Source organism: Phycisphaerales bacterium, assembly GCA_035627955.1.
Lineage (GTDB): Bacteria > Planctomycetota > Phycisphaerae > Phycisphaerales > UBA1924 > JAEYTB01.
Genome location: DASPKU010000001.1, coordinates 264084 through 278512 on the forward strand (window position 1 = coordinate 264084; position 14429 = coordinate 278512).

Annotated in this window: 14 protein-coding genes; 6 read left to right on the top strand and 8 right to left on the bottom strand. The window is 67.9% G+C overall.

Annotation, left to right across the window (positions count from 1 at the left end; translation table 11 throughout):
* Positions 1-237: 237 nt before the first annotated feature.
* The gene (locus tag VD997_01075) at positions 238-849 is read left to right on the top strand and encodes a hypothetical protein (GenBank protein ID HYE60561.1); all 612 of its coding nucleotides are present in this window, start codon (positions 238-240) and stop codon (positions 847-849) included.
* Between the two features lie 185 nt (positions 850-1034).
* Here the strand turns inward: VD997_01075 and VD997_01080 are convergent, their stop codons facing one another.
* Positions 1035-1814 (bottom strand): VTT domain-containing protein, encoded by a 780-nt coding sequence (locus VD997_01080; GenBank protein HYE60562.1) that lies wholly within the window; start codon positions 1812-1814, stop codon positions 1035-1037.
* Positions 1815-2165: 351 nt separating this feature from the next.
* Here VD997_01080 and VD997_01085 point away from each other — a divergent pair, with 351 nt between their 5' ends.
* Entirely contained in the window at positions 2166-2909 is a 744-nt protein-coding gene (locus tag VD997_01085; GenBank protein HYE60563.1) for a hypothetical protein, read from the top strand.
* Between the two features lie 174 nt (positions 2910-3083).
* Here the strand turns inward: VD997_01085 and VD997_01090 are convergent, their stop codons facing one another.
* Positions 3084-4436, bottom strand: coding sequence for a UDP-glucose/GDP-mannose dehydrogenase family protein (locus VD997_01090; protein HYE60564.1), 1353 nt, complete (start codon positions 4434-4436; stop codon positions 3084-3086).
* 216 nt (positions 4437-4652) lie between these two features.
* On the opposite strand from VD997_01090, the gene VD997_01095 reads away from it, so the two are divergent.
* From VD997_01095 to VD997_01105, 3 genes are all read left to right on the top strand, one after another.
* Positions 4653-5522, top strand: coding sequence for a class I SAM-dependent methyltransferase (locus tag VD997_01095; GenBank protein ID HYE60565.1), 870 nt, complete (start codon positions 4653-4655; stop codon positions 5520-5522).
* Between the two features lie 536 nt (positions 5523-6058).
* Complete coding sequence (locus VD997_01100) at positions 6059-6586, top strand: DUF1963 domain-containing protein (GenBank protein ID HYE60566.1); 528 nt, start codon at positions 6059-6061, stop codon at positions 6584-6586.
* Positions 6587-6922 (top strand): YwqG family protein, encoded by a 336-nt coding sequence (locus VD997_01105; GenBank protein ID HYE60567.1) that lies wholly within the window; start codon positions 6587-6589, stop codon positions 6920-6922.
* 15 nt (positions 6923-6937) lie between these two features.
* On the opposite strand, the gene dxs is transcribed toward VD997_01105, so the two are convergent.
* The 6 genes from dxs to VD997_01135 all read right to left on the bottom strand — a co-directional run bounded on the left by dxs (position 6938) and on the right by VD997_01135 (position 12787).
* Entirely contained in the window at positions 6938-8848 is a 1911-nt protein-coding gene (gene dxs, locus VD997_01110; protein HYE60568.1) for a 1-deoxy-D-xylulose-5-phosphate synthase, read from the bottom strand.
* Between the two features lie 104 nt (positions 8849-8952).
* A complete protein-coding gene (locus tag VD997_01115; GenBank protein HYE60569.1) occupies positions 8953-9249 on the bottom strand; it encodes a type II toxin-antitoxin system RelE/ParE family toxin in 297 nt (98 codons plus the stop codon).
* Complete coding sequence (locus VD997_01120; protein HYE60570.1) at positions 9246-9602, bottom strand: type II toxin-antitoxin system ParD family antitoxin; 357 nt, start codon at positions 9600-9602, stop codon at positions 9246-9248. The genes VD997_01115 and VD997_01120 overlap by 4 nt, the downstream gene beginning before the upstream one ends.
* A 118-nt stretch (positions 9603-9720) precedes the next feature.
* Positions 9721-10620 carry a polyprenyl synthetase family protein gene (locus VD997_01125; protein ID HYE60571.1) on the bottom strand — a complete coding sequence of 300 codons (900 nt, stop codon included), beginning with the start codon at positions 10618-10620 and terminating at the stop codon, positions 9721-9723.
* 49 nt (positions 10621-10669) lie between these two features.
* Positions 10670-11131: a PTS sugar transporter subunit IIA gene (locus VD997_01130; protein HYE60572.1), complete on the bottom strand. Its 462-nt coding sequence runs from the start codon at positions 11129-11131 to the stop codon at positions 10670-10672.
* Positions 11132-11326: 195 nt separating this feature from the next.
* Positions 11327-12787: a transcription antitermination factor NusB gene (locus VD997_01135; protein HYE60573.1), complete on the bottom strand. Its 1461-nt coding sequence runs from the start codon at positions 12785-12787 to the stop codon at positions 11327-11329.
* A gap of 31 nt (positions 12788-12818) precedes the next feature.
* On the opposite strand from VD997_01135, the gene VD997_01140 reads away from it, so the two are divergent.
* Positions 12819-14420, top strand: a complete 1602-nt coding sequence (locus tag VD997_01140; protein ID HYE60574.1) for an ATP-binding protein — start codon at positions 12819-12821, stop codon at positions 14418-14420.
* The last annotated feature ends 9 nt before the right edge of the window (positions 14421-14429 follow it).

The window sequence follows — 14429 nt, forward strand, 5'->3', positions numbered from 1 at the left end:
TCTTTATGAGCATCGATGTACTCCGTGAACACGCCCCGGTCCGGACCCGTACGTCTGCTCCCGGGCGAGACGGCCGCGTCTGCGCAGTGTGATGGGGGGCGGTTCAGGCGCTAGGTGCGTGCGGGCCGTTTCTCCGCGGGGTCCCCCATGATTCACTGCAGGGTCAGGCTGGCGCGGATTGGGGCCTGCCTGATCGCCGGCGCGGTGGTCACGTGGGGGGTGGCGTGGTGTTGCGCCATGCCGCGCAGGCAGAGCCGCACGGCGGTTGCCGCCGCGGCCAGCGACGCGTGCATTATGGAGGTGGGGGGGCGCTTCGTGCGGGTGATGACACTGCGCGAGGGCGTGGGGGCGACGACGTACACGCTCATGCACTCGGCTGGTTTCTCGGAGGACTACGCCACAGCCCGCGCGCATGGCGAGCAATCGCGCGCGGCAGAGTGGCTCAAGGGGGCAGGCGCGCTGGTCCCGATCCCCCGGGCTCTCAGAGGGCTGGTGGACTTCGGGCCAGAGCGCTGGGACTACAACGTCCAGACAGCCGGGTGGCCGGTCGAGTGCCTGCGGCAGGGCCGGGTCTCGGTACGCACGCCGAGTGGGCCGCAGACGATCGACGTTTACACAATGGAGATCACGTGGAGAGGCCGCACCTACCGCCTGCCCCGTGAGCCGCTGCTGCCCGGCTTCGCCCTGAACACCGCGTTCTACGCGATTGCCGCATTGGGGGTCGTCGAAGCACTCGCGTTTGCGCGGCGGCGGACGCGTGCGCATCGCGGGCGCTGCGAGGCCTGCGGCTATGACCGTGGCGGCATCGCCGCCGCTGCCGCGTGCCCGGAATGCGGGGCCGCGCAATGAGGCGCTCGGTCGAGGTCGGGCTGGTGCTGCTGGGTTGGGCGGTGGTGGTTGCGCTCGCAGCGCTGGTCGCGTGGTTCTTCTTCAACCTCCAGCGCTGGAGCGTTTGAACACCTCTCCAGCAAACCTGATCGCCACTCCGCCCACTCCGCTCACTCCGCGGAACTCCGCGGTAGGCCTTCTGTCTTTTACGCCGCGCCCGCCGTGACACGCTTGAGGGCCTGGTTGGCCGCGTAGCCCACTGCCAGCAGGGCGGCCACGCCCGCAGCAATGCCGGCAATCGCGAGCCAGCGTGGGGTGGCGTTGGCGATGTCCTGCTTGCTGGTGAGCGTCTCGATGTGCGAGCCGATCCACACCGCCGCGATGGTGCGCGGCGCCATGCCCAGCAGCGTGCCGAGCCACAGCGGGGCCCGCGGCACCTGCACCGACGCCAGCAGCAGGTTTGTGAGGGCGAAGGGCGAGTTTGGCGGCACGCGCACGAGGGCTACCAGGCCCGTGGTGCGCCAGAAGTCCGTCGAATGCACCTGCTCGCGCACGAGGGCGTCACGCACGCCCTTCCACTTGGGCTTCTCGGCGAGCAGCTTCATCACGCGGTCGCCGGTGGCGCGCCGGGCGATCTCGGTGCCCAGCCCGGCGCCCAAGGTGAAGGCCACGAGGGCCGCGGGCGTGCCGATGAGCATTCCGAAGGCGAAGCCGCCGAGCACGGCCTGGGCGTAGGTGGGCAGCACCGCCAGCCCGGCGAGCACGGCGAACGCGGCGGTGTACAGGAGCACGCCAGGAGTGCCCTGATCGCGCAGCCAAGTGCTCACCAGCCCCATGTTGGCAAAGAGCAGGATGCCGCTGATGGGCGGCAGCGTGGTAGCGACGAGGGCCATGGGCCCGGCGGGGCCCAGGCGCGTCAGGAGGCGCGCGGGGGTGCGTGGTGGAGGCGCAGCCGGTGGGGGCGGGTTGGTGTCGGTCTCGGGCAAGGCGTGAACACTAGGAATGTGCCCTCGCGGAGAACGCGGGGGCGCTGAAGAAGGCATTGAACGCGGAGGGTGCGGAGGGAAGACCCGGAGTACGCGGAGGGGCATTTGGACGCGAAGTGGAAGGCACGAAGGCGCGGACTGGCCGGGTCGCTTCACAAGTGCGACTTCCACCCGACTCCTTTTCGCGCCTTCGCTCCCCCTTCGCGTCCTGCGCAACTTAGCGGAATGCGGTGCAACCATTCGGCGAGCGCCGGCTACACCGTTTGCACCCGCGCACGCTTGCGTCCGGGCAGGTAGGGCAGGGCGGCGCGTCCTGCCACGCGCGACTCCGAATACCCGTAGGCTGAGTTGATGAGCTGCAAACCCAGAAGACCAGCTTGGACATGGATCGTCGCCCTTGGGTTGATGGCGTCCGCGGCGATTCTTGCGGTCCGTTCGGCACCGCGTTCCATCGAGGGCTCGCTCGCCCAACTTCGGCGGGTGTACGACCAGTACCCGGGTGTCGGGAGGGCGGAGTGGTACCGGCGCAGGGACGCTGTCGCCGGGCAGTTGGCCTCGAATGAAGTACTGAGAGGCGACGCGCTGGAGTTCCTCGTGAGGAGCCCTGAGCGCTCCGACTTCGCGGGCACCCTCCAGTGTGCACTGTTTGAGCAGCTTCTCGTGGCAGGGGATCGGCGGAAGTTAGTGCGAATGCTTGCGAATGTGCCGGTGGAGGTGGATGACCCCGACGGGTACTTCGTTGAGTACTCGCTTGTGAACCCTTACTTGGATCGACCGCTCGAGAACTTCACCATTCTGTTCGAGGCCTGGGAAGCGGCGACCCGCCCCGAGGTGAAGCGGACCATCGCGTCGTCGTTCCTTCGCGCGTTCTCTGCCGACATCCACCCGGCTTGGTGTGACGAGGAGGTGGTTGCACACGCCAGCCGCGTGTTCGATCGGGACCGCAAGGCATGGAAAGTAAATCGAGAGTGGCGAAAGGCCTACAACCCGGGGCTGTTCCATAGCTTCGACGGGCGGGGCGAGACTGCGCCCCCATTATTCATTCCAATGGATGGACCGGACGAGGTGCGTGAGGTACGGCGCTCGGCTCCATAAAGCAAAGCCACCGAGATGGGGACATCTCGGTGGCACGGTGGACGTTGGGTACGAGCCCGGAACGCAGTGACGGGTCCTTGAGTGAACCCTGCGCCGGTGAAGACTCGGCCCACTCACTTCGTTCGGGGCTCGTATCGAACGGTGCTCGCGGGGACCGGCGCGTTCGCGTTCAACTCAGCTCGGCCTTACCGGCGCACGCCCCACGGAGTAGTAGGTGAAGCCGGTCTCGGCCATCTGGGAGCGGCGGTAGAGGTTGCGGCCGTCGAAGATGGTCTTGCCCTTCATGATGCTGGCGAGGCGGGCGAAGTCGGGGGACTTGAACTCGTCCCAGTCAGTGGAGATCACGATGGCGTCGGCGCCCTTGGCGCACTCGTACATCTCGTCGCAGATCGTGACGGTGTTGGCGGGGCCCATCTCGGCGCGGACGTTGTCGGCGGCGACGGGGTCGTAGCCGCGGACCGCGGCGCCGTAGCCCATGGCCTTGCGCATCAACGTGAGGGCGGGGGCCTCGCGGATGTCGTCGGTGCGGGGTTTGAAAGCCAGGCCCCAGAAGGCGATGGTCTTGCCGGTGAGGCCGCCGGAGGACTTGAAGTGGGCCTGGATCTTGTCGAAGAAGCGGTCGCGCTGCTTCTGGTTGACCTCGTGGACGGACTTGCTGAGCTTGGCCTCGATGCCCGCCTTGTCGCCCATCATGATGCAGGCGAGCGTGTCCTTGGGGAAGCAGCTGCCGCCGTAGCCCAGGCCGGGGTAGAGGAACTGGTTGCCGATGCGCTTGTCAGAGCACATGCCCTCGCGGACCTTGCCGATGTCGGCGCCGTAGGCCTCGCAGAGGTTGGCCATCTCGTTGATGAAGCTGATCTTGGTCGCGAGGAAGTTGTTGCTCGCGTACTTGACCATCTCGGCCGAGAGGATGTCCATCAGGAAGATGGGGTGGCCCTGGCGGACGAAGGGGTCGTAGAGCTGGCGGAACATCTCGCCGGTGCGGTCGTCCTCAACGCCGACAACGACGCGGTCGGGCTTATTGAAGTCGTTGATGGCGTCGCCTTCCTTGAGGAACTCGGGGTTGTCGGCGACGGAGAAGGGGGTGTCGGGGCCGACGATGTCGCGGATGCGGGTCTTGACCGAGAGCGTGGTGCCGACGGGGACGGTCGACTTGACCACGATGACCTTTGGCTTCTGCTTGGGGCCCAGGGTCTTGAGGGTCGCGGCGATGTCGTCGGCGGCGGAGTTGATGTACTTGAGGTCGGTGTGGCCGCGCTCGTCGGAGGGGGTGCCGACGCAGATGAAGATCATCTCGGCGTCGCGGTAGGCCTCGGCCTTGTCGAGGGTGTACTTGAGGCGGCCGGCCTCGTAGTTGCGCTCCATGAGCTCGGTGAGGCCGGGCTCGTAGATGGGGCAGATGCCCTGGCGGAGCTTCTCGATCTTCTTGGCGTCGACGTCGAGGCAGGTGACGTCATTGCCGGTGTTGGCGAAGCAGACGCCGGTGACGAGACCCACATAACCGGTACCAACCATCGTCAGACGCATCGGGGACTCCGTGGGGGGCGTTTGGGGGACTGGGCCAGGGGGCGAAGAGGCTCGGAGGGGGTAGGTGGGGTACGAGGGCGGTCCCCGGGCCGTTCACGCGTGGTCCGGGGAAAGAGAGTATAAGGCCACGTTTTTCGGTCGCTGTCAGCCGTGGAGTGAGAAGATCGGCTGGTTTGTGGCGCGGTTTGAGGAACCTGAACGGAGGAAAGGTCCCCTATGGACGGGAAGCGGACGCAGAGGTCGGGGAAGGCGGGTCGCAAGGGCGGGGCGAAGGCGGCGGCGGTGACGAGCGCGACTGCCGATCGGCACAGGCTTTACGAGGCGGCGGTGCAGTCCCCCGAAGCGGAGGTGGGGTTTGTATCGACGCAGTTCCGAAAACTGCGCGGGCGGGCGGCGCGGGTCCTGCGCGAGGACTTCTGCGGCACGGCCCTGACGAGCTGCGAATGGGTGAAAACGCATTCAGAGAACCGGGCGGTGGGGCTGGACCTGCACCGGCCGACCTTGGCATGGGCGAAGAAGAACAACGTGGGCGCGTTGACGGAGGAGCAGCGGGGGCGCGTCACGCTGCTGGAGTGCGATGTGCGGTCGCCGGTCGCCGAGGCGAGGGGCGTGGACATCGTCAACGCGATGAACTTCAGCTACTGGATCTTCAAAACGCGGGAGGGGCTGCGGGCCTACTTCGAGAGCGTGCGCGAGTCGCTCGCGGAGGACGGGGTGTTCTTCCTGGACCACTACGGCGGGTACGAGAGCGCGAAGGTGCAGGAGGATCGGCGGCGGTACAAGGTCTTCGGCGGGTTCACGTACGTGTGGGACCAGGCGTCGTTCAACCCCATCACGGCCGACTACACGTGCCACATCCACTTTGAGTTCAAGCGCGGGCCGGCGATGCGGAGGGCGTTCACGTACGAGTGGCGGTTGTGGACCCTGGTGGAGGTGCAGGAGCTGCTGCGCGAGGCGGGGTTTAAGCGCGTGACGGTGTACTGGGAGGGGACGGACGCGAAGGGGAAGGGGAACGGGGTGTTCCGGGCGAGGAAGGTGGGGGAGGCGGACGCGGCGTATATCTGTTACTTGAGCGCGGAGAAGTAGGGAAGGCTGATGTGGATACGAGGAGTCCACGCGTTGTTTTGAAGCGGCTTGGTTGCATCATCCTGATCGCCTCTTTCGCCCTCAGCATTGCAGCCCTTGTGGGCACCTGGAATCGGTACGTCTGTTGGGTGTCGGCCTCTGGTCACACCGGCATGACCTGCGAGCATGGCATGCTGTGCGTGGTGACCCACAGGTACCCGTTCCCTGAGCGTGGGTTTCACACGGGCGAGGCGGAGCCGGGCCCGCTCTCCTGGTGGCCGGGGATCGCCGATAGGTACGACCATCATGGCGACAACATCAAGGGTCGAATCTACTCGATCCCTTTGTGGAATCTAGTGGCGGCTTTCGGGGTGCCCTGTGCTTTGATGACACGACGCCTCTGCACGCGGAAGCCGCGAGAGGCTTGTCATAAGTGTGGGTATTCTCGTCAGGGACTCGAGACCGGGTCCGTGTGCCCAGAGTGCGGCAGCCAAGACACGATCACGATGGCGTGATCGTGGCACCGATGTGGGGTGTTGGACGCGAGGTAGAGACGCATGGCGTTCTTCGACTGGTTGCGGCGGCGGTTGGGGGGCGGCGATGAAAGGGTGCCGGGGCGGCGGGTTCGCAGCGCGCCGCGCACGTTGGAGGAGGTCGCGGCGCTGGTGGAGCGGGAGGGGTTGAAGGAGCGGTGGGTGGACATCCAGCGGCTGGTGCGGCCGTGCGTGTACCTGGAGTTGGAGGCGTGTGACCCAGTGACCGTCACCGCGGAGCACTCGTTCCTGGGTGGAGGGTTTGCATCCCTGCGGCGGGGCGAGGAATGGCCTGCGGTGGACGGGAGGCCGCTGGACCCGCTGGCACGGATCCGGCTGTCGGAGGCGGCGGCGCACGACCGTGACGGGATGCTGCCGCGTTCGGGAGCCCTGACGTTCTGGTACAGCATCGAGGAGCAGCCGTGGGGCGGATCGGCGGAGGACGCGAGGTATGTACGTGTCACGTTCACACCGCAGGATGCTCCGTTGGAACGGCGTGAACTGCCGGGGGCTGCGGCGGGCAAGGAGGGGAAGCGGCCTCCGCTGCGATAGGTGACCTTCGTGCCGGGGTTCACGCTGCCGGACGCGGAGGAACTGCCCAGCGGCGTGACGTTCGGCGAGGGCGATGAGTACTTTGAGCTGCTGCACGCGGTGCGGCCTGAGGGCGGGCATCAGATGCTGGGGCATGCGGACCTGATCCAGGGCTCGATGCTCGACGACCAGACGCCGGCGGCAGGGGACGAGTGGGTGCTGCTGCTCCAGCTTGGATCCGATAATGGGCTGGACTGGATGTGGGGTGACGCCGGGCACCTGTACTTCTGGATCAGCCGGCGGGACCTGGAGCGTGGAGAGTTCTCGAGGATGTGGCAGCGGCTGCAGTGCTTCTGACAGGGTGGGGCACGATCACGAAGACGTGATCGTGGCACGGGAGCGGATCGCGCGGACGATCGACGGGGTGTCGAGGCCGGCTTCGGTCAGCTGCTGGACGCGGGAGTTCTGGTGGATCCAGGCGTCGGGGAGGCCGAGGCGAGTGATCGCGGTGGTGTCGAGGTTCATCTCGGCCGCGGCTTCGAGGACGGCGGCGCCGAAGCCGCCTGGCAGCGTGTGGTCCTCGATGGTGATGATGGGCGTACGGGCCTCGAGCAGGTTGCGGATGAGGGCCTTGTCGACGGGCTTGGCGAAGCGGGCGTCGTAGACGGCGACCTTGGTGTCGGACTTGACGGCGTCGGCCGCGTCGAGGGCGTTGATGGCGAGGGTGCCGAAGGCGAGGATCGCGACGTCGGGGTCGGTGGCTTCGGGCGTGAGGTTGTGGGCCTCGCCGAGCTCGAAGGGCGGGCAGCGGCGCTCGGCGAGTTTGAGGCTCACGTTGTCGCGCGGGTAGCGGAGGGCGGAGAGGCCCTTCTCGTACGTCCGCATGAACTCGAGCGCGGCCTTTAGCGTGGGCTCGTCGATGGCGGCCATGATGACCGCGCCGGGGAGGGTGCGGAGCAGGGAGATGTCGCAGAAGCCGTGGTGCACGGCGCCGTCGCCGCCGACCAGGCCCGCGCGGTCGAGGCAGAGGCGGACGGGGAGGTTCTGCAACGCGGCCTCCTGGAAGGCCTGGTCGAAGCAGCGCTGGAAGAAGGTCGAGTAGACGGCGAGGAAGGGCTTGTAGCCGGTCTTGGCCAGGCCCGCCATCATGTCGAGAGCGTGAGACTCGCAGATGCCCACGTCCCACGCGCGGTCGGGGAAGCGGGGCAGGACCTTGCTGAGGCCCGTGCCGTCGGGCATCGCGGCCGTGGCGGTGACGACCTTGGGGTCGCGCTCCATGAGGTCGAGCATGGCGTCGCCGAACGCGGCGGTGAAGCTGCGGCCTTCGGACTTGAGCGTGCCGTCGGTCTTGGTGAAGGTCGGCGGCGAGTGGAACTTAGTGGAGTCCTTCTCTGCGTACTCGTAGCCCTTGCCCTTGATGGTCTTGACGTGCAGGAGCATGGGGCGGTCGAGGTCGCGGGCCTCGCGGAGGAACTTGATCAGTGTGGGCAGGTCGTGGCCGTCGATGGGGCCGGCGGTGACGAGGCCGAAGTGCTCGAACCACGCGGCGCCCTCGGCGACGACGGCCTTGGTCATCTCGCCCGCGGCGTGGTAGGCCGCGCGGAGGGCGCCGCCGCCGGGGGTGGACTTGAGGACCTCGCCCGCAGACTTCTTGAAGTCGGTGTAGAGGTGGGAGAGGCGGAGGCGGTCAAAGTAGTGGGCGAGGGCGCCCTGGGGCTTGCTGATGGACATCCCGTTGTCGTTGAGGACGACGAGGAACTGGCGCTTGAGCGTGCCGGCGCCGTTGAGGCCTTCCATGGCGACGCCGTTGGCGATGGAGGCGTCGCCGATGAGCGTGACAACGCGCCGGCCGGTGGGGTTGGTCTTGGGGTCGAAGGCTTCTTTGTTCAGGGTGTCGCCGCGGGCCATGCCGACGGCGGTGGGGATGCCAGTGCCGGCGTGGCCGACGGAGAAGAGGTCGTAGCGGGACTCTTTGGGGTCAGGGAAGCCGGCCATGCCCTCGCGCGTCCTCAGCTTGGACAGCAGCGGCAGGCGGCCGGTGAGCAGCTTGTGCGGGTAGCACTGGTGGCCGACGTCAAAGAGGAGCCGGTCGTAGGAGAAGTCAAAGACGTAGTGGAGGGCGATGGTGAGCTCGACGACGCCGAGGTTGGGGGCGAGGTGGCCGCCGGAGAGGGAGACCTGCGAGCAGATGGCGTCGCGGATCTCCTGGGCGAGCTGCTGGAGCTGGGGGATGGACAGGCCGCGGAGGTCGTGGGGTGAGGCGATGGTGGGGAGGATGGGCATTGGTGGGTGCGGCCAGCCGGTGGTTTCAAAGTTTCTTGAAAGAAGTGTATGGTTCGGCCGGGGGTGGGGGCAAGGAGAGGATCGGGCGGAGGGGCGGCGGGGGATCAATCGAAGAGGTCGGGCAGATTGCGGGCCGTGTGCAGGATGTGGTCGATGCGGATGGGGCTGCTCTCGCAGTCGTAGACGACGTAGAACGGTACTGCGAGCCACCATCGGATGTTCGGTGGCGTGAGGCGTGGTTTCTGAACACCGGCGCGCGGCGCCTCGCCGATTAGGTGGAAGGCGCGGTGCAGCTTCTCCAGCATGGCATCGGCGCGGTCGGGGCCGTCATGCTCGGTGATGTAGTCGATGATATTTTCGAGCTCGACCGCCGCGCCCTCGGTGACGTGCCACTTGTTCACGCGGACTTCCTTTTCCGCTTTGATTGCACCCTCTGCCGCAGGCGGGCCATGAGCTCTTCGCCATCGTGGAGGCGGCCGGCCGCGGCATCATCATCCGCACGCTTGAGGATCTCGTCAAAGTGAGCACGCAGCTTGTCCCAGACGTGGTCGGGGACTCTTGCCCGCTCTTCATCGGTGAGACCTCCCGAAAGCTCCTTCTCGATCAGCCGCTTCCACTCTTCGCGCTCGAGGAGGCGAAGGCCTTCGCGGACGACCTCGCTTGCGGTCTGGTAGCGGCCGGAGGCGACCTGGTCGCGGACGAACTGCTCCTGGGCGGGGGGGAGGGAGACGTTCATGGTTTCGCGCTGTGGCATGCGAGGATTGTGGGGTGGGGGAGGGGGTGTGTCAAGATGTGACACAGGGGGTAGGGCGCGAAGGGGAGACCAGCTCGGCCCCGCGGCGGGGCCGACCGCTCCCTCACGGTCGCGGTTCCTATTTCGTGCGGGTGGCGAGGTAGTGGGCGAGGTCGCGGAGGGGTTGGGCGGGGGGGCCGAGGGGGGCGATGGCGGCGAGGGCGGCGACCTTGAGGCGGGCGACCTCGGCCTTGCTGTGCTCGATGCCGAAGACGGCTGGGTAGGTGAGCTTGCCGGCGGCGGCGTCCTTGCCGGTGCGCTTGCCTGCGGACTCGGCGGGCTGTTCGACGTCGATGAGGTCATCGACGATCTGGAAGAGGAGTCCGATGTCGTGGGTGTACTCGGCGAGTCCTTTGATGCCGGCCGGGTTCGATTGCCTGTTGTGGCTTTGCAGCCATTGATCGGCTGCGGACACGCTGAGCTCGGCCGCGGCGAGCAGCAGTGCTCCAGTCTTCTGTTCGTGGATCAATGCGACCTGCTCGCGGGGTGACCTCTCTGCCTGGCTCTCAGCGAGGGTGTCAAGAACTTGCCCGTTGATCATCTTCAGCACCGCGCGGCTGAGTAGCCGTGAGCTGAGCGAACATCGCGCGAGTACATCGAAGGAAAGCGCGAGCAGTGCATCGCCCGCGAGGATGGCCATGGCTTCGCCCGCGTGCTTGTGGAGGGTGGGCTTGCCGCGGCGGAGGTCGTCGTTGTCGAGGGGAGGGAGGTCGTCGTGGACCAGGGAGAAGGCGTGGACGAACTCGACGGCGGCGCCGGCGGGGAGGGAGGCTTCGCCGGGGGCGCCGAGAGCTTCGCAGCAGTACCAGGCGAGGAGGGGGCGGAGGCGCTTGCCGCCGTTGAGCACGGCGTACTTCATGGCCTCGCGGAGCGACGGAGCGAGATCAAGCTTGGGGTCGTCGAGGACCCCGGTCAGGTAGGCGTCGATGCGCTGGACCGGGGCGAAGAGGCGGGTGAGGTCGACGGGGTGGTCGCTCATCGAGGGTCACCGCGGGGGAGCACCGAGATGAGGACATCTCGGTGGCACGTCAGGCCGGTTTTTCCTGAGACTTGAGAAGGTCGTAGATCTGCTGGCTGCTCTCGGCGGCGTAGATCTTTTCGCGGAACTCGTCCATGGTCATGAGGCGGGAGATGCGGGCGAGGGCCTGGATGTGGTCGCTGGTGCGGTCGGGCGGGGAGGCGAGGAGGACGATGAGCTTGACGGGGTTGCCGTCGATGGCCTCGAAGTCCATGGGCTTGGCAGGTTTGCCGATGGCCATGGCGAGGCCCTGCATGCCGGAGGACTTGCCATGGGGGATGGCAAGGCCGTGGCCGATGCCGGTGGTGCGGGTCTGCTCGCGGGTCCAGACGGCTTCCTTGAGGCCTTTGGCGTCGGCGACTTTCCCCGCGGCGGCGAGGACGTCAACGAGCTCGTCGATCACACCCTTTTTGTCGGAGGCCGCGAGAGGGGCCTTGATGGAGGCGGGTGTGAGGATGTCCAGGAGATTCATGAAACGTCGCGCTCCGGGGAGGTGGGAGGGGAGTGTACGCCGGGATGGGCGATTGGGTGACGCGAAAGGAGCGGGGCTGTCGGTTGATGGATCAACAGAGGCGAACAGCGGGAACCACGGCGCGAAGGTCTGCGATCCAACGAGCGATTCGTTCGGGTGCCACTGCGCCGAACGCTCTGCATGACATCGTGAGTCTCACGAACCCACCCCCCGGCCCCCTCCCTCTGGGAGGGGGAGCAGGAGGGCGGAGAAGGCGCCGTCGCGGTAGGTGGTGGGCGGGTCGCCGGGGAGGCCCTGCGGCATGGTGCGGTGGGTGCGGGAGGTGGAGAGGTTGAGCGACGCGGCCCAGGCGAGCTGCTGTTCGTTCTCTTCGGGCTCGATGCTGCAGGTGGAGTAGAGGATGTGGCCGCGGGGTGCCAGGAGCGGGAGGGCGTCGGTGATGATCTGCCGTTGTGTCTTGATGAGTCGGTCGAGCTGCGGCTGGTCGCAGCGGTAGCGGGCCTCGACGCGCCGGGGGAGGACGCCGGAGTTGGAGCAGGGGACGTCGAGGAGGATGAGGTCGGCCTTGGCGCGGTAGGTTGAGAGCTCGTCGGGGTTGATGACGGTGACGGTGGGCTCGAGGCGGGCGATGTCGCGGAGGGTGCGGAGGCGGCGGGGGTCGATGTCGGTGGCGATGATGCGGGCGGAGGGGAAGGTGCGGGCGAGCTGGCGGGTCTTGGTGCCCTGGCCGGCGCACGCGTCGATGACGAGCTTGGGTTCAAGGTCGGCGACGCTGGCGACGGCGAGGGTGGAGGAGGCGTCCTGGACCCAGATGTCGGGGCGGTCGTTGAGGAGGGTGACAAGGTCCTCGCGGCTGCCGGTGTAGACGGCCACGCCCTCCTGCTCGTGGTGCTGCGTGTGGGGAACGGGAGAGGTCGCGGAGCGCGTGTTGAGCAGCGTTGGAGGGATGACGAGGCCGTGCAGCGCGAGGCGGGTGGCCTCGGCTTCGCCGAAGGCGGCGGACCAGCGGCGGAGGAGGGCGGTGGGGTGGCTGGTGGCGATGGCCGTGCGATCGAGGTCGGGCTGCGGGAGGACAGGCTGGCGGAGTTTGACGGCGTCGCCGTCGGGGAGCGGGAGCTGGTCGCGTTCGCGGGTGTAGGGGACGCGGGGCTTGTCGTCGGGCAGCCCTTTTTCCTGTGCGTACACCAGTTCGGCGATGCGGCGGAGCACGGCATTGACCATGCCGCCGGCCTCGGGTTTGACGAACTGTTTGGTCCACGTGACGGCTTCGTTGAGGGCGGCGTGGGGCGGGACCTTGTCGAGCAGGAGCAGCTGCGCGGCCCCGGCGAGCAGCACGGCGCGGACGCGGGCGTCGAGCGTGCCGAAGGGGCGGGACGAGAAGCCATCGATGAGGTAGCCAAGGGTGATCCAGCGGCGGAGGACGGTGTCGTAGATGGCGTGGGCGAAGTTCGCGTCGCGCGGGGGAAGGCCGGAGGTATCGAGGGGCGCGAGGTCGAGGTCGGGGTAGCGCTCGGCCTGGTGGGCGAGGGCGCGGTGGACGGCGTCGCGGGCGCGGTCGGTGGGCGCGGGGGGTGGCGTCGGCGCGGGCCGGGTCGAGCGTGGGGCGGGCGAGGGGGTTGCCGCGGGGCGGCGTTTGCGGGACGATTCGTGTGGCACGGGCGAGTCTAGTGGCCCCGGCGGAGCCCTGATGAAAGCACGGAAGGACAAGCAGAAGGCGGCGGAGGTGGCGGAGCCGGCGACACCGCCGCCCAAGCCGCCGTTCTTTGACCCGCGGCGGGTGAAGCTCGTGCGGGGGGAGTCGCGCGGGTTCCTGGCGGGGATGCGGATCAGGAAGAAGCTGATCTTCCTGCACACGGGGTTCTCGCTGGCGCTGGCGTTAGTGCTGGTACTGGCGATCCGGCCAGCGATCACAGAAGTGGTGGAGCGGGCGGAGAGCGACCGGGCGAAGCTGCTGCTGGAGGCCGTGGCGCCCGGGCTGGAGGCGGGGGTTGGGCTGGACGCGCTGGGGCTGGGGCGGCCGGGCGAGGTGACGGTGCGGTCGGGGTCGGCGGGGGAGCTGGGGTTGTCGGCGGACACGGTGAGCCGTGCGACGACGAACCCAGGGCGGGTCGTGGAGGCGATTTTGCCTGCGGTTGGGCGCGGGGCGGTGGTGTACTCGCCGGCGCGGGGGAGTCATGGCGAGCGGTACCACCTGCTGAGCGTGCAGATCCCCGATGTGCGGCACGCGGTGCGGCGGCTCTATGGGCTGGTGGTGATCGCGCTGCTGGGGGTGTATGCGCTGGTGGCATTGGCGCTGGAGATGTTGGTACTGCCGGAGAACGTGTACCGGCCGATTCGCATGATGCTGGCCGCGGACCGGGCGGTGCAGGAGGGTCGGAAGGGGGAAGAGATCATCCCGGAGGGGGCGATCCCGGCGGATGAGCTGGGCGAGATCATGCGGTCGCGGAACGAGAGCGTGCTGAAGCTGCGGCAGCAGGAGGCGATGCTGGGCGATGCGCTGGGGCGGCTGGAGCAGGTGGCGAATGACCTCAAGCGGAAGAACCACCTGCTGGAGACGGCGCGCCGGAACCTGGCGGATGCGGACCGGCTGGCGAGCCTGGGCATGATGTCGGCGGGCATCGCGCACGAGCTGAACACGCCGCTGACGGTGCTGAAGGGGCTGGTGGAGAAGCTGAACGCGAGCCCGGAGAGCGTGGATGAGGCGCAGCGGGCGCTGATGCTGCGGGTGGTGCAGCGGCTGGAGCGATTGGGAGAGAGCCTGCTGGACTTCGCGCGGGCGCGGCACCCGTCGGTCAAGATGGTGCCGCTGCAAGGGTTGGTGCAGGAGGCGATGCTGCTGGTGGGGCTGGACCGCGATGCCGAGGGCGTCGAGGTGGTGAGCCGCGTGCCGGAGGACGTGTTGCTGGAGTGTGATCCGGATCGGATGATGCAGGTGCTGGTGAACCTGATTCGCAATGGAGTGGATGCGGTGCGCGGCGGGTCGGGGGTTGGACGGGTGGAAGTCGCGGCCGAGCGGTCAACGAAGGATGGGCGGGAGTGGGTGTCGCTGGTGGTGCGGGATGAGGGGCCGGGTATTGATCCGAGCGTGCTGCCGCACCTGTTCGAGCCGTTCGTGAGCACGCGGCTGGATGCGCGGGGGACGGGGCTGGGGCTCGCGGTGTCGGAGGGGATTGTGCGGGAGCACGGGGGTGTGATATTGGCGAGGAATCGGGTGGACGGGGCGATGGGCGCGGAGTTCGAGGTGCTGATGCCACTGGCGCGGGAGGCGGGCGTCGCGGCGGTGGGGTAGGCTGGGGGC

Bases quoted from the DNA above. Each gene is read 5' to 3' on its own strand.
- VD997_01085 (HYE60563.1), top strand. From the start codon at position 2,166: ATGAGCTGCAAACCCAGAAGACCAGCTTGGACATGGATCGTCGCCCTT.
- VD997_01100 (HYE60566.1), top strand. From the start codon at position 6,059: ATGGCGTTCTTCGACTGGTTGCGGCGGCGGTTGGGGGGCGGCGATGAA.
- VD997_01140 (HYE60574.1), top strand. From the start codon at position 12,819: ATGAAAGCACGGAAGGACAAGCAGAAGGCGGCGGAGGTGGCGGAGCCG.
- dxs (HYE60568.1), bottom strand. From the start codon at position 8,848: ATGCCCATCCTCCCCACCATCGCCTCACCCCACGACCTCCGCGGCCTG.
- VD997_01090 (HYE60564.1), bottom strand. From the start codon at position 4,436: ATGCGTCTGACGATGGTTGGTACCGGTTATGTGGGTCTCGTCACCGGC.
- VD997_01125 (HYE60571.1), bottom strand. From the start codon at position 10,620: ATGAGCGACCACCCCGTCGACCTCACCCGCCTCTTCGCCCCGGTCCAG.
- VD997_01130 (HYE60572.1), bottom strand. From the start codon at position 11,131: ATGAATCTCCTGGACATCCTCACACCCGCCTCCATCAAGGCCCCTCTC.
- VD997_01120 (HYE60570.1), bottom strand. From the start codon at position 9,602: ATGCCACAGCGCGAAACCATGAACGTCTCCCTCCCCCCCGCCCAGGAG.
- VD997_01095 (HYE60565.1), top strand. From the start codon at position 4,653: ATGGACGGGAAGCGGACGCAGAGGTCGGGGAAGGCGGGTCGCAAGGGC.
- VD997_01075 (HYE60561.1), top strand. From the start codon at position 238: ATGCCGCGCAGGCAGAGCCGCACGGCGGTTGCCGCCGCGGCCAGCGAC.